The sequence below is a fragment of the Carboxylicivirga linearis genome (assembly GCF_018271995.1).
Classification (GTDB): Bacteria; Bacteroidota; Bacteroidia; order Bacteroidales; family Marinilabiliaceae; genus Carboxylicivirga; species Carboxylicivirga linearis.
In genome coordinates, this window is sequence record NZ_JAGUCO010000008.1 from 130,849 (window position 1) to 147,104 (window position 16,256).

12 protein-coding genes are annotated in these 16,256 nt (G+C 37.0%); 10 read left to right on the forward strand and 2 right to left on the reverse strand.

Annotation, left to right across the window (positions count from 1 at the left end; all coding sequences use genetic code 11):
• From KEM10_RS12785 to KEM10_RS12825, 9 genes are all read left to right on the forward strand, one after another.
• Entirely contained in the window at positions 1-2,403 is a 2,403-nt protein-coding gene (locus tag KEM10_RS12785; protein ID WP_212216404.1) for an NAD(P)H-dependent oxidoreductase subunit E, read from the forward strand.
• Positions 2,404-2,428: 25 nt separating this feature from the next.
• Positions 2,429-3,406, forward strand: a complete 978-nt coding sequence (locus KEM10_RS12790) for a 2Fe-2S iron-sulfur cluster-binding protein (protein ID WP_212216405.1) — start codon at positions 2,429-2,431, stop codon at positions 3,404-3,406.
• Between the two features lie 34 nt (positions 3,407-3,440).
• Entirely contained in the window at positions 3,441-4,601 is a 1,161-nt protein-coding gene (locus KEM10_RS12795) for a PQQ-binding-like beta-propeller repeat protein (RefSeq protein ID WP_212216406.1), read from the forward strand.
• A 20-nt stretch (positions 4,602-4,621) separates the two neighbouring features.
• Positions 4,622-5,293, forward strand: a complete 672-nt coding sequence (locus KEM10_RS12800; protein ID WP_212216407.1) for an ABC transporter ATP-binding protein — start codon at positions 4,622-4,624, stop codon at positions 5,291-5,293.
• Positions 5,290-8,433, forward strand: coding sequence for an ABC transporter permease (locus KEM10_RS12805; RefSeq protein ID WP_212216408.1), 3,144 nt, complete (start codon positions 5,290-5,292; stop codon positions 8,431-8,433). Before KEM10_RS12800 ends, KEM10_RS12805 begins: the two co-directional genes overlap by 4 nt.
• Before the next feature lie 16 nt (positions 8,434-8,449).
• Positions 8,450-9,718 (forward strand): glycosyltransferase family 4 protein, encoded by a 1,269-nt coding sequence (locus KEM10_RS12810; protein WP_212216409.1) that lies wholly within the window; start codon positions 8,450-8,452, stop codon positions 9,716-9,718.
• A 53-nt stretch (positions 9,719-9,771) separates the two neighbouring features.
• Positions 9,772-11,016 (forward strand): outer membrane protein assembly factor BamB family protein, encoded by a 1,245-nt coding sequence (locus tag KEM10_RS12815; protein WP_212216410.1) that lies wholly within the window; start codon positions 9,772-9,774, stop codon positions 11,014-11,016.
• 154 nt (positions 11,017-11,170) lie between these two features.
• Complete coding sequence (locus KEM10_RS12820) at positions 11,171-12,190, forward strand: sensor histidine kinase (protein ID WP_212216411.1); 1,020 nt, start codon at positions 11,171-11,173, stop codon at positions 12,188-12,190.
• Complete coding sequence (locus tag KEM10_RS12825; RefSeq protein ID WP_212216412.1) at positions 12,187-12,942, forward strand: LytR/AlgR family response regulator transcription factor; 756 nt, start codon at positions 12,187-12,189, stop codon at positions 12,940-12,942. Before KEM10_RS12820 ends, KEM10_RS12825 begins: the two co-directional genes overlap by 4 nt.
• A gap of 74 nt (positions 12,943-13,016) precedes the next feature.
• On the opposite strand, the gene KEM10_RS12830 is transcribed toward KEM10_RS12825, so the two are convergent.
• Positions 13,017-14,723, reverse strand: coding sequence for a hypothetical protein (locus tag KEM10_RS12830; protein WP_212216413.1), 1,707 nt, complete (start codon positions 14,721-14,723; stop codon positions 13,017-13,019).
• 310 nt (positions 14,724-15,033) lie between these two features.
• Between KEM10_RS12830 and KEM10_RS12835 the strand changes: the two genes are divergently transcribed.
• Positions 15,034-15,369: a LytR/AlgR family response regulator transcription factor gene (locus tag KEM10_RS12835; protein ID WP_212216414.1), complete on the forward strand. Its 336-nt coding sequence runs from the start codon at positions 15,034-15,036 to the stop codon at positions 15,367-15,369.
• Between the two features lie 32 nt (positions 15,370-15,401).
• Here the strand turns inward: KEM10_RS12835 and KEM10_RS12840 are convergent, their stop codons facing one another.
• Entirely contained in the window at positions 15,402-16,112 is a 711-nt protein-coding gene (locus tag KEM10_RS12840; protein ID WP_212216415.1) for a hypothetical protein, read from the reverse strand.
• Between the last annotated feature and the right edge of the window lie 144 nt (positions 16,113-16,256).

Here is a 16,256-nt window from a genome sequence, read left to right on the forward strand (position 1 = left end):
ATGGCCTGTAATTGCGAAAATAACGATAAAGAAACCCTTGAGTTGACAATTAGCAAGGTAGATGCAATTATCGAACGGATCGGTACTCAACGTAGTACTATCATTCCTCTTTTGCAGGCTTTGCAGGAGGAATTCAGCTACCTTCCGGCCGATGCCATCAACCGGGTTTATGAAAAAACGGAGATCGACCGTGCTCAGCTCATTAGTGTGTCTACGTTTTATTCTCAGTTTCGACATATCCCTTATGGCAAGCATCTGATAAAAGTGTGTGCCGGAACCGCCTGCCACGTTAAGGGTGCAAATAATGTATACGATTCCTTTCGCAGGGAACTGAAGATAGAAGATAAAAGTGTCACCACTGAAGATCAGAATTTCTCAATAGAGAAAGTAGCCTGCTTGGGTTGTTGTACACTAGCTCCGGTAGTTCAGATTGATGATAAAATATATGGTCATGTGCTTCCCGGAAAAGTAAATGAGGTGATTGATGATTTTCTGGAACAGGAAAACCAGGAAGAAAAAGAGGAAGCTAAAAAATCGAAGACGCGTGTTCCCGGAGAAATTCGCCTGGGAATGGGATCATGTTGTCAGGCTAGCGGATCAACTGATATATACAAACAATTGCAACAAACTTCGGATGAATTGGGAATTGACGTCACTATCAAATCAGTTGGATGTGTGGGCGTTTGTAATAAGGTTCCTTTGATTGATGTGGTGGATGAAAATTCCGTTATCACCCGCTATCCTAATGTAAAACCGGAAGAAATAAAGGAGATTCTTCATCATCATTTTAAACCCGGAAGCTTCTTTAAGAGAGTTAAAAACAAACTTTTCAACGAAATAGATACCTATCACACCGACCAAACCTGGGACAATGTGATATGGAAGCCTGAAAATGAGCGCACCGGTGTAATCAACACCTTTCTTTCGGAACAAAAACACATTGCAACTGAAGGATATGGTTATCTGGCTCCCTTGAATCTGGACGAATATATCGGTTTTGGTGGATTTGAAGCTTTGAAAAAATCACTTTCAGAATATGAACCCAACCAGGTAGTTCAAACCATTTTGGAAAGTGGATTACGCGGACGTGGCGGTGGTGGATTCCCTACAGGTAAGAAATGGGAGTTGGTAGCAGCTTCTGACCAAACAGATAAATACATTATTTGTAATGGTGATGAAGGTGATCCGGGTGCTTTTATGGATCGTATGATTCTGGAATCCTATCCTTTCCGCGTGATTGAAGGAATGATCATTGCCGGTTATGCAACGGGTGCTAACAAAGGAGTTTTCTACATTCGTGCGGAATATCCCCTGGCTGTAAAACGAATCAGAACAGCGCTTCTGCTTTGCAAAGAAAGAAATCTGCTGGGTGAGAATATCAACGGCAGTAGTTTCTCTTTCGATATCGAAATATTTGAAGGTGCCGGCGCCTTTGTATGTGGCGAAGAAACAGCTCTGATCGGTTCCATCGAAGGAGAGCGTGGTTTTCCAAAGCAGCGTCCTCCCTATCCGGCTGTGGCAGGATTGAATGGTAAGCCTACACTGGTGAATAATGTAGAGTCATTGAGCCAGATTTCATTTATCATCAACAAAGGACAACAGAAATATCAAAACATTGGAACCCAAAACAGTAAAGGAACCAAGGTGTTTGCCCTTGCCGGAAAAATCAGAAACGGAGGTTTGATTGAAGTACCCATGGGAATCACCCTAAACCAGATCATTGAAGATATTGGTGGCGGTGTTGAAGGTGGTCAGAAACTAAAAGCAGTTCAGATTGGAGGCCCTTCAGGCGGATGTATCCCGGCCAGTTTATGCGATGTAAAGGTTGACTTTGACGCTTTCAATCAAATGGGCGCCATGATGGGATCCGGTGGTTTGGTAGTATTGAGCGATAACGACTGCATGGTTGATATGGCTCGTTACTTCCTGAGTTTTACCTGCGAAGAATCATGCGGCAAATGTACTTTCTGCCGTGTGGGAATACGTCGTATGCTGGATATCCTCGATCGTCTTTGTACAGGAAAAGCTGTAATGGAAGACATCGACAAATTAGAAGAACTGGCTAACAATGTAAAGAAATCATCCCTTTGCGGATTAGGAAAAACCGCCCCTAACCCGGTTCTGACTACCTTAAAATATTTCAGACATGAGTACGAGGAACATGTAAACGGACTTTGTAAAACAGGAACCTGCAAAGATCTGATTACATACACTGTTACCAATGATTGCATTGGGTGTACCAAATGTGCAAAGGCCTGTCCGGTTGATGCTATACCTTATACTCCTTATGAGCTTCATACCATCGATACAGACTTATGTGTGAAATGCGGTTTATGCATCGATGAATGTAGTTATGATGCCATTAAAAAGGTGCCGTTGAAAGATTCGGTTCTTACGGAATAAGTATTCAGGCGAAAGAAGAAACAGAATGAAGATAATATTAAACGATAAAGAGATAACAGTTCAAGACGGTGAAACCATTCTGCAGGTTGCAAAACAGAATGGCTATACCATCCCTTCACTGTGTTATGCCGATAATGCCAAACATAAATCATCGTGCATGGTTTGTGCGGTTAAGAACCAGCAAAACGGGCAGATTATTCCGTCGTGTTCCACTGTGGTAACCGAAGGAATGCAGATTGATACCGAAAGCGATGATGTCAAAAATATTCGCACCTTATCTCTTGAATTGTTGCTTAGCGATCATAGGGCTGATTGTGAAGCTCCTTGTTCAATTGTTTGTCCGCACGGACTGGATGTTGAGCAAATGCTATTTTATTACGATGAAGAGGATTACCCTTCTGCCTATGCACAAATCGATAAAGCCTTTAAGCTTCCTGATATAGCTTGCGATAATTGCAAAGCACCGTGTGAAAAGGCTTGCCGAAGAAGCACAGTTGATACAGCTGTTGCTATTCGTGAGATTATTCATGAAGTTGTTAACCACAACAACACTAAAGAAACTACCGTTTCAATTGACAATAAAGGCATTAACAAAAAGCTCTTTCAATCGAAACTTGGTAAATTCTCAAACGAAGAAAAAGAACGTTTACAAAAAACAGTTCATACAAAATCAAGATGCCTGCATTGTGCCTGTTCAGGTAAAGCTGACTGTAAGCTGAGGGAATATTCCACTGAAGCAGGAATTAAAAGATCACGCTATGGAGTTTCTTCATCGCTACCGGTTATGCAAAAAGAGCATGTCAAAGGCGATTTGTGGTTTGAGCAATCCAAATGTATTCGGTGCGGATTATGCGTTTACAACTCAACCAATGGCTTTACTTTTAAAGATAGAGGTTTTGGAATGGAAGTGGTAATACCAGAAGAAAACAAAGCCAATGCCACTGAAAAGCTGGCGGATTTATGTCCGACCGGAGCATTGTATTTAAAGCACAAGAAAGGTTAATGAAAGAATGAATATTCACTTAAAAGCGAAGAGTATGAAATTCAAACTACATCTGTTTTATTTAGCGGCCATCACAGCAGCATTGATGTCAGCCTGTAATTTAACTTCCTCTTCGCGCATGGAAGACGGTGAATTAGACTGGCGCCTCTATCGTGGCAATCCTTCATTAAGCGGCTATTCATCAAAAAAATTACCCGACAATCCGGTGCTATTATGGACTTACAAAACCGGTGTCAGAACGGTTTCATCACCCACCATCGAAAATGGTACAACCTATTGGTGTAACAAGCGCGGTAAGATTTACGGCGTCAATCTAAAAGGGGAACTAAGCTTCGAATATGATCTAAAAACCGCAGTTGAGGCCACTCCTATGATCTTTGATTCAACCCTATACATTGGTCGCATTGACGGTGTTATGACAGCCATATCACTTTCGAAAAAAGATACACTCTGGAATTATGCAACCATGGGACAAATTTCAGCATCCCCCAATCTGGGAATGATTCAAAATCAGGAAGCCATTGTCTTTGGTAGCTACGACAACTTTTTCTATTGTATTGATCTGCTTACAGGCAAAGAAATCAATCGCTTTGAATCGGGCTACTACATTAACGGAGCAGGAGCTATCTGTAAAAACAGTGTTTTGTTTGGTGGTTGCGACGCCTACTTAAGAGTGATTGATTGTGATACCGGTACTCCGACTGATTCTCTTCTGTTGGATGCATATATTCCTTCATCGCCTGCGATAATGGGCAATTTCTGTTACGTGGCAGATTATTCAGGAACCATTTATGAAGTTCAGCTTGAAAAAGGAAAGATTATTCGGTCCAGAAAACTAATAGAACCAGATGATAAGAACGGAGCCATGATTTCGGTGCCTGCCTTAGATTCTGATTTGATGTATTACCTGACTGATGACCAATATTTATGCGCCATCGATCGTAAAAACGGAAATCAAAAATGGAAGTTTCTGCTCAAAGGAAATGTGGGAGAAAGTTCGCCACTAGTTTGTAACGATCAATTGATTGTATGTACCAAAACAGGTATCGTTACCATCCATGATGCGGCAACAGGAAAACAACTTTGGGAATACGACACCGGAGAACAAATTGTAGGCTCGCCTGCAATTATCGATGATCATTTTATGATTCTAACGGCAAAAGGAACTCTCTTTTGTTTTGGCAAAACTAAATAAGACCACTTAACTTTTTAATAATGACAATTCTTAAATTATCAAATATACAGAAGAGTTTCAAAGACGGTGAGAACCGTATAAACCATGTTCTTCAAGGAATAGACTTAACCGTTAATCAAGGTGAATTTGTATCCATCACAGGAGCTTCGGGCTCAGGCAAAACCACTTTATTATCCATTTTGGGAACCTTACTTCCACCCGACGAAGGCAGCTATATCTTAAATGATCAGGAAATAACAACCTCTTCTGCTGACATTGCTTCTATCCGTAACAAGCAAATCGGATTTGTTTTTCAGAATCATCGATTGATGCCTCAATACACAGCATTGGAGAATATTTTAATGCCTGTTTTAGCATCAAAAAACAGCACAAGTGCAGAAGATGAAGCGTATGCGAAACAATTGATGGAATTGACGCAAATATCTAAAATAGCCAATCAGTATCCGGGCACTTTATCCGGTGGAGAAGCCAGCAGAGTTACGGTATGCAGAGGTTTGATAATGAAACCGCATTTATTATTGGCAGATGAACCAACGGGTCAGCTGGACAGAGAAAACGCAAAAAACATTGCATCCTTGCTTTCCGAGGTAAATAAAAGTTTGGGTACAACTATTTTAATGGTCACTCATTCCGATGAAATAGCACAAACAGCAAACAAAACACTCACCCTTCAAGACGGCAAATTACAGTGAAATTTCAAGCATTAGCATATAAAAGCAGCCGATACTACACTCGCTATTACAAGCTGGTAGCCATTGCCATTATCATTGCCATAATGGTAATTACCGGAAGTATGTTGACCGGAAATTCGGTTCGCACCACACTGGTTAATCGAGTGAGTGAAAGATTGGGCAACACGGAAACGATTCTTTTTCCGGGTCAGGGTTTTATGGCGGAACAATTTGCCGAAATCTCAGATTTTGGATCGTCAGCCAGAGGTATTTTGTTCTCCAAGGGTTTTATTTCGGTTTATGGCCGATTAATTCCTGTTTCTGTTTGGGGAGTTAACGATATGGATATTCCTGAAGGCGGAGCTAAGATCAATCCTTCTTTACAAAACGAAATCGGAGTCAATATTACGGATGGTTTGGCACTTCGTCTGCCTGCGAACGGATTAATTCCCCAAGGATCTTTGTTTGTCACCGAAAGCTATTCAACAGGTATCAGACTTTCTTTCGAAGGAATTGTATCTAAAGAAGATGGCGGCAATATCAGCCTAAAAAACGAACAAATCATACCCTATAATATTTTTGTCAATCGTTCTGAGTTGGCCGATTTGATGGATGTAAAAGGGAAAATCAACCTTATTTTATCTGATAAAATTGTTACGAATGATGATCTGAATCAAAACTGGAATTATTCTACTTCGGGATTGCATATCAATCATAACAAAGAATTTACAGAAATAACATCTGATCAGATATTTATTCCGAAAGATGTAGTCGAAAATATTTGTCAAAACAATTCACTAGCCAACAGGATGTTTTCCTATCTGGGCAATGCCATTCGTACCGAAAAAGAATCCATCCCCTACTCTTTTGTAACAGCAGCCGATAAATATGAAAATCAATTGTTAAAAAAAGATGAAGTCATCCTTTCTGATTATTCCGCAAAACGATTGCAAGTCAAAACAGGAGATTCTATTTGGATCAGTTTTTTTACATCGTCAGAAATTAAAAAACTTCAGGAAGATTCATTGCTATTGATGGTCAGTAAAATAGTTCCTATTTCTCAATTGCAGGCTGATACTTCGCTCAGTGCTGATTTTCCGGGCTTATCCAATGTCGACAGATGTACTGATTGGGACAGTGATTTGCCCATTGACATGGATTTGATCACCAAGGAAGATGAAGATTACTGGGACGAATATAAAAGCACGCCCAAAGCCATTATTTCGTATGAAGCCATTACCGATAAATGGAGTAATGCCTATGGTGATGCTACTGCCATCAGAGTAAATGATGTCAATCCTGATTTATCTGAATTAACCGCCAGTCAATTTGGAATCCAATTGATTCATCCAAAAGAAGCCGGCTTGAATGCCGCTAAAAATGGAGTTGATTTTTCCGGTTTATTTCTATCTCTGGGATTCTTCATCATCATCTCAGCCCTGTTATTGTTGGTAATCCCTTTCTCTGAAATGATCTATCAGCGAACCAAGGAAATGGAATTATTAAAATCCATCGGCTATTCTCGTAAAAGAATTATCAGAATGATGTGGCACGAATCGGCTCCCGTTGTACTCATTGCATCTCTAGCCGGTGTTGTTGCAGGCTTTTTATACACTGCCATCGTTATGTGGCTGCTTGGATCAGTTTGGAAAGGTGCGACGCACACCGAAGGTTTTGCCGTTCATGTTGATTTACCAACCATTTTAACCGGTTTGTTCAGTGGTTTGATTCTTTCCTTTGGCCTTATCCATTGGATAATTGTACGAAGCCTGAAAGAGAAAAAACAGAAAAAAGCTAACTCATCTTCCAGTAAGCTAAAGATCGCAGCCATTGCCTCCTCCATTGTTTCCATTGGTTTAATTGCTGTGAATATTCTTTTTATTCAATCGGTACCTGTATTTATGATCACAGGCATCGTATTTATTGCTACGTTTTCGTTGTGGGGACTGTTTTTGATTACATCGAAAGGCAAAGCTGATCAAAATGGAATCAGACAACAAAACCTGAAATGGAAAAACATCAGAGCCAATAAAAAACAATCTATTCTGGCATTCTTTTCATTATCCATTGGTGTTTATATTGTTTTCTCAGTTGGCTTGAACCGTCAGGATTTCTCAGATCATTCGAAGTTGGTTAACGGAACGGGCGGATATACCTTTTGGGCTGAGAGTACAGTACCTGTTTATTACGATATGAACTCTCAACAGGGACGAAGCAAACTGAATCTGAAGGATCTTCCTGCCAACACTAGCATTCTGCAATGCCTGCGTTATGAGGCTGACGAAGCCAGTTGTTTAAATTTGAATAAAGTAAGTACTCCAACTGTTTTAGGTTTAGATATCAATCAATTGAATGATAGTGAATTTAAGATTCAAAACAGTTTGAACGATTGGAACAGACGAGAAGTAATGGCTCAAATGCAGTCGAAGCAAAATGAGGCATATCCTGCTTTGGTAGATGCTACGGTGCTTCAATGGAGTCTGGTAAAAAGCATTGGTGATACCCTTCGTTATCATGGCGTAGACGGCAAAGAAATATTAATCCAGATTATCGGCACCCTTTCCAATTCAGTATTTCAGGGAAATATTTTGATGGATAAAAACCTTTTTACTGAGATTTGGCCAGAAAAGAAAGGTATTGAAATATTCATGGTTCAGACCGATGAAAAAGACATTCAACCAACCAAGCAATTGTTGCAACAGGCCCTGAATAATTACGGCGTTTTGGTGACAACTACCAACGATCGCTTACGCCAGTTCAATACAGTCACAGATACCTACTTGAGCATTTTCTTAACCTTGGGAGGTCTGGGGCTTCTGCTTGGAATTTTTGCCTTTATCATCGTTATCAGAAAGAATCTGGCAACTCGCGAAGCTGAAATAAAGATGTATTTCATGTTAGGTTTTCCTTCTAATCGAATACGAAGTTTATTATACAACGAAAACCTGTTGGTACCTATTTATGCATTATTAAGTGGAATAATTGCATCGCTTATTGGTGTTAGTCCCAACCTTATGAATATTGGGATGGCTGTTTGGAGTACAGCACTGATTCTCACTCTCTTCTTTATTTTTTGTGTGGTATTTTATGTGAAAAAAGTGGTTTTTAAAGAAGTGGATACCGTTAAAAAACAACACTATCAGTTTGATGATTACAATTAATTGAGAAAAGTAAGTTATGAAGGTTCTATTTATCATACCCGGTGCAGGCGATCAGTTTTATTGCGGAAATTGCTTTCGTGATAATTTGTATGCTTCAGCATTGCGTGAGGCTGGTCACGAAGTGATTATTTCGCCTTTATACCTGCCCATTAAACACGAATCGTTTCAGATTAACAGCCCTTTATTTTTTCCGGCAACGACTTATTACATGGCTCACAAGTTTTTCAAAAAAGGCAATATGCCCAAATGGATTGAAAAACTGACTGGCTCTGAAATGATGCTCAATGTGGCAGCTTCCAAATCGGGCACTACATCGCCCAAAGGTTTGGAGGCAATGACCTTATCCATGATAAATGGTGAAGATGCTACTTTTCATGCAGAAATAAACAAGTTGACTGAATGGATTAAAAACCAGGAAAAACCAGATATCATTCATATATCCAGCTCATTGTTGATTGGTATTGCGAAGCATCTGCATAATCATCTTCAAATACCTATTGTTTGTTCGTTACAAGACGAAGAAGTATGGATTGATAATATGGATGAAACCTACGCCAAAATTGCCTGGCAGCAGATTTCAGAAAATACCCGTTTCGTAAATAAATTAATAACCACCAGCGCATATTATAAAACCATCGCTCATCAGAAAATCGGAACAGATCATAATATAGAAGTGGTCTATCCGGGTTTCGACCAAAACAAATACGAGAAAGCAATCCCTCCAAATGATCCTGTTATTGGTTTCTTTTACAGAATGAATGAAATCAATGGCTTACATATTCTGGTGGATGCTTTTATCAAATTGAAAGAACAGAATTCCATTCCAAATCTTAAACTAAAGATGGGAGGTGGATATAACGATCAGGATCGTCACTTTATAAGGTCATTGAAGAATCAATTGGCACCTTATATTAACGATGTTGAATTCTGCGAAAACTATAGTCTGGATGAACACAAAGGCTTTTACGAATCTATTTCTATCATCTCTGTTCCCATTACATTTGATGAAGGAATCGGTCTCTACCTTTGCGAAGCATTCTCCGCTGGGGTTCCAGTTGTTGAACCATCAACCGGTTCATTCCCCGAAGTAGTGGATAATGCGGGTGTTTTATATCAACCCAACACCGCTGATGCTTTAGCCGAAGCCATCAGTAAAGCATTATCAGACAAAGAATATTACAATCAATTAAGAGATAACGCAAAAAAACTGGCCTCAACCCGCTACAATTCAACGGTAATGGCTGGCAAGTTACTTGAAGTATACAATCAATGTTATAACCAATAATACATAAAGGAAAGAAAACTATGAAACTACCAGACACAAACAAACTCAAATTTATGGCGCTGTTATTAATTAGTGCAGCTACTATGACAGCGATGGCGCAGGATCAGCATGGATGGCGAGGTCCAAACCGTGATGGCATTTATCCAGAAACCGGTTTATTAAAAGAATGGCCTGCTGAAGGTCCTGAACAACTTTGGGAAACACTGGATGCAGGCAAAGGTTATTCCTCTCCGGTTATTGTAAACGACCATGTTTACATAACAGGTATGAATGAGGATGAAGACCAGGAAATATTCTCAGCCTACTCAATGGACGGCAAAAAAGAGTACGAATTGGTTTACGGAACACCATGGCTAAAATCTTACCCTGAAACACGCACCACTCCAACTATTGTTGGAAACAGAGCCTATGTTATCAGCGGAATTGGCGAGGTGGTTTGTATCGATATCAAAAAAGGTGATATCGCATGGAAAGTAGATGGTAAAGCAGAATTTGGAGTAAAAACAGGTATTTGGGGCGTATCTGAATCACCTCTTGTATTTGATAATAAAGTAATTTTCTCTCCCGGAGGCGATACTACAACTGTTGTTGCACTTAATGCTAAAAACGGTAAAACCATTTGGCAGAGTAAATCATTGGGACAAAAATGTAACTATGCTTCTCCCCTTTTGATTGAGCATAATGGAAAATCGCAAATAATTGCTACCACCGGTCTTAGTGTTATTGGTGTTGATCCGGATAATGGTGAAATTAAGTGGAAGTTCGATGGTTTTGGTGAAGAAGCGACTAAGAATGGCTGGGAAAAAATTGCTCCTAACACTCCGCTCTATAAAGATGGTAAAATATTCGTTTGTAATGGTTACGACATGAACTCATTTATGCTTCAATTGAGCGATGATCTTACATCGGTTGAATTATTGTGGCGCAACGATGATATGGATACCCATGTTGGTGGTTTTGTTTTGGTTGATGGAACTATTTTTGGTTCAAACTGGATTGGTAACAGCAAAGGAAACTGGCTGGCAGTAGACTGGAATACAGGCGAAACAAAATACGAAACTCCCTGGGGAAGTGGAAAAAGTAAAGGATCGATCATCAGTGCTGATGATATGCTTTATTGCTACGATGAAAAACGAGGTTATGTTGGTTTAGTAAAAGCTACTCCCGAAGCCTTTGAATTGGTGAGCGACTTCCCAATCAAAAAAGGTGAAGGTCCACATTGGGCTCATCCAGTCATCGATAATGGAGTATTATATATCCGTCATGGAAGTGCTTTAATGGCATTTAAAATTAAGTAATACATTAATGGTGGCACTTACTTCATTGTATTGTTGGTGCCGCCATTGAGATACTTATTTTCGTGTTCTTGTGTGAATTAATCGTGTTGCTACATTAACTGCATCAATGTGATAGAAAGAACCGTATTTTACAATTGAAAACTGGGAATATTAAATGAAGTTTCTTTATCAATACAATACCAAAACAATTATACTAATCAGCTTAGTTAGTGCCATTATAATTGTCTACCCCAATATCTCATACCTTCCTTGGGAATTAAGCTATTTAGATGATTCAATGAAGTGGGGTCATATTACTTTCTTTATATACAGGTATCTTTTTTTCAGCCTTGTTGCAATGGTATTGTTAATCATCAACCTAAGAAAAACAGACACATTAGTATTCTCGAAGCGCTTTTTATACAATTTAATCACTGGAGCGATCGCATACGGTTTATACGTATCAATTTCAATTTCCACCTGTACAAAATCAGATTGTTTTGGAAGCATCTTACTCTTCCAGTTTTTTATTACCTGTTTGTTATTTTCCTTCTTTGGTCATGTTTACCATATGTATAATGTGCAACGAAAAAAAGATCAGGAAATAGAAGACTTAAAATTCGAAAACTTGCAGAGTAAATGTGATGCACTAACCAATCAGATTAATCCTCACTTCTTCTTTAATTCGTTAAACAGTATTACTGCATTGGTGAGAAAAAAGAATGATGAAGTAACCCTCGCTTTTGTGAATAAATTATCTGATGTATTTCGTTATATACTTCAAAGTGAAAAGAAAGGATTGGTTCCTTTGAGTGAAGAACTTGAATTTATCGAAGCTTTTAAATTCCTGATGGAAGTTCGATTTGCCAATAAGCTGGTTTTTAATATTCAGATTCCTGAAGAGAAAATGCCATTAAAACTTCCGGCTTTATCGTTATTGCCTTTAATTGATAATATTGTAGTTCATAATGTGATTGATAGCGAAAATAAAATGGTGGTTGATATTACAATGACAGAAAATGATGAAGTAAAAATTACCAATCCTATCTATCCAAAATTATCGAAACCTCAAACCAACGGAACAGGCATACGTAATGTGAATAAACGATTTAAAATTCTTATGAATACCAAGATACATGTGAAAAGATCGAACGATATTTTTACTGTATTGTTACCTTTACAAAAAAAGAAATGAGAGTTTTAATCATAGAAGATGAAACGGCGGCATACGAGAACCTGCTAACCATTACCCAGGAAATAGACCCAACGGTTGAAGTAGTTGGCAATACCGAAAGTATCAGACAAACGGTTAAATGGATTAACGAAAACCCTAATCCTGATCTTATTTTTATGGATATTCATCTCTCTGATGGATCAGCCTTTGAAATCTTCAACCTGATTGAAATTGAAACTCCTATTATATTCACCACAGCTTACGATGAGCATGCTATTGAGGCATTTAAAGTGAATAGCATCGACTATTTATTAAAGCCCATTAAACCCGATGAATTAGAAAGAGCATTGACCAAATTCAAAAAACTAAATAACAACGATGTTAATCAATATTTGAAACAACTGCTCGAATTAAAATCATCAAATAATTACGCTGAAAAAATTCTGGTTCCGTATAAAGACCAACTATTACCCATTAATGTTAGTGAAATTGCGTGCTTCTATACCAGTGATAAAAACACCTTTATCTATTTAACAAACGGTCAGAAGTATTCCTACTCCAAATCGTTGGAGCAGATCATAACCACTCTTGCCCCTGATAAATTCATCAGAGCCAATAAGCAGTTTATTGTATCAAGGGAGAGTGTAAAAAATATTACTATTTGGTTTGATAACCGATTACTGATCACCCTTAATACTGAAGTTCCAGAACGTATTTTTATTAGTAAAAATAAGGCTTCGGAATTTAAGAATTGGATTGTAAAGAAAAACTAATTTAGAATGTATTTTCCAAATTAGTTTTGTTTAGCCATTATTTACTGATACAATATTTTCTTTATTAAATGCAATTACATTCCTGTATTTAAAATTGTATAAACCTCATCAGGATCAGCACTTACAGTGTATTGCTCATAGGGACTATAATAACTTTCATAATCATAGTAAACCATTACATAATAAGATGTATTAATTTCTAAATGCTCCAAAACTGCAATACCATATTCATCTGTATTTCCTGTAACAATAGCACTACTCAATGCACTGGCAACATTACTTTCATGATATTTTGTAAGTATTACATAGGCATTTCTCACAGGTGTACTAGAGTTGGTGCTTCCGGAATAAAACTGTAAAGTCATATCATTATACAAAATCATTACCTGATCTGCATCGAAAACTGGTTCTACAACTGTTGTTTGGTCTTCTTCAATTTTTACCTTAAAATAAGCACGTTGCGCATGACTATCATCTGTATAGGCCCATAAAAAATACTCTCCTACCGGAACATTGTTAATTACAGCATGACCAACCGAATCCGTTTTCGTATTATACAACTTTGAAACACTTGAAAAATATGTACTACTTGAGGTAGTTAGAGTTATATTAATATTACTTAAGCTAATAGTATCAATTGAAGTACCTGTTTCATTTTTTGCCCACCCCTTCATTTCGAATGAACCGTAAATTTTAAAAAAGGTTTCTTTATCAACTTCCAATTCAGTTGTATTAGTTAAATTATTTGAAATACTATATTGTCCAAGACGCTGATAGGTGTTCATATCGGTATAAACCCAAAGGTAATAGCTATAATAATCATCTAGTTGTGATTTATTTACCTTTGCAATTCCGCTTGAATCGGTACTTGCTACATATGTCCTGTATGAATATGCACTATTAAAGTTACTGGAACTTGTGTTAGAAAATAATACATTCGCGTTGGAAAGATAGGTAGTATCTATATCTCCTGAAGTGGCATTATAGTCTGTATAGAAAACTTTAAACTGATATTCTGAAGAATTTGAATTAGATGTTACACCTAATTTATCACTTTCAGCATACATGACACCTTTAAAAGTTTCGTCCTTATTTATATAAATATAATATTCAGAATAATAGGTATCCATTGATAAAATATCATATCGATTACTGTTATAATAACCTAAGACAAAATATTGTCCCAAAGGAATTTGACTAGCAGATATTGAACCATCACTGTCTGTTTTTCCAATAGGAATTGCATTATTCATATATTGTTCAAATGAATAATAGGAAGAATAATCATCTACAGGAATAAGTGCAATGTTTAATGTATCAGCCGCATAATAATCATTAAAATCATCAAAGGCATATATTTCTAAATCTAATGACCCTACATATTTAGATAAATCAACTGTACGCGTCTCCACTTCACCAATCACAACCTGAACGAAATTAAATATGGTATAATCTTCATTGTCTTTTGTAGTAATTTCGCAATAAACCAGGTATAAACCGCTATTGATTTTTCCGAACTCAGCCTTCCCATTTTTATCTGTATAAACAGTCTTAATGGCATAATCTTCCGATGGCCCAAAAGAAATACCATAACTAAATAATTCAGAATCTATCAAATACAACTTAGCACTATCAATTGGCTCCCCAAGTGGGTCAATAATACTATATTCCAACGATCCTGTTTCTTCAATTACAACATTAATATCATCAATTGAATTATCACATGAAACAAAAAACAAAGTTACTAATACAAAAACAGTAAAATTTAGAATAGTTTTCATTTGAGCTTGATTTAAAAAAATGGTTAATTCAAATAGAATCCTCTAGTAAATATCAATCCTATTTGCAGATAAATATATAAAGAAAATTCAATATAATATAATTAAAATTACAAGTTACTATTGTTAAAAATTAATATTAAACTTGAGACCTGAACGATTCTTATATTTAAGGTGAATAGCATATTTATTAAAACCTATCAAGCCGGATGAATTAGAAAGAGCATTAGCCAAATTCAAAAAACTAAATAACAGCGATGTTAATCAATATCTGAAGCAACTACTTGAATTAAAGTCATCGAACAATTATGCTGTGAAAATTTTGGTTCCATTTAAAGATCAACTATTACTCATTAACATTAGTGATATTTCTTGCTTTTACACCAGCGATAAAAACACATTTATCTATTTAACTAACGGACAAAAATATTCTTATTCAAAATCATTGGAACAGATTGCAACCACTCTTAATCCAGACCAATTCAATAGAGCCAACAAGCAATTTATCGTATCGCGAGAAAGAGTGAAGAATATTACTATCTGGTTCGATAATCGTTTACTCATCACCCTGGATACAAAAGTTCCTGAACGTATTTTTATCAGTAAGAATAAAGCCTCAGAATTTAAGAATTGGATTGTGAAGAAGTAAATTTCCTATAACAATATAAAATTCAGAATCTATCACTTTGATTTTGCAAAAGTATAAGCAATTCCAATCCCTATTCTGAGACCACTCCAATCCGGAGTAATCGGATTTCCATTTATTGGATTGGTTAATTCAATACCACCTGAAGAATCGGTTAATACATTATCACCCATTGAAAGGGAATAGCCTACATGTGATTCAAGTAAGAGTGATTTTAGAGGATAGGTAAAATAAAGTGAAGGCTCCACAAAATAATTAGTGGATTTGAGAATTAAATCATCTTCAATAATTACACTTTCATTTACACTATAATACTCATCAATTTTTAAATGAGAAAAACTGAAACCAGATGACAAACGCAGATAAGCTTCCATTTTACTCATTTTTAATAACAGTGCATCCACATGCAAAGCCGGCATATGAGTATCTGGCCTCATATCTAAGCTGTACTCTATACCTTCTTCTTTTGTTGATATGCGCGATTCTGCTCTTAAATAGGAATAGTTTATCCCAAAGGAAACTTTCGAAAATTGATAGGATAAGCCAGGTCTGTAATAAAAAGCTGCCGGAAATTTCTTTACTTGCCTTCCATTATAAGGAAGATCTTCCAAAACCATTTCATTTAAAGATTTTAATCCATCCAGCTTATAAAGCCCAACTCCTACTTCCATAGACATTTTAAAGTTTTGAGAGCTAACTTCTAAAGCCGATATAAAAAGTACAAAAACACATAAGTAATATTTCATATTGATCTGTACTTAAAATAAATAGAGCTCTAAAATATTAAGCTTTTGTATAACAATTGAATAATACATTATGTATAGATATCCTGTTGTAAATGTGTAAAAAGCACATAAATATCTAAAAAATATTGTTACTAACAATATGAA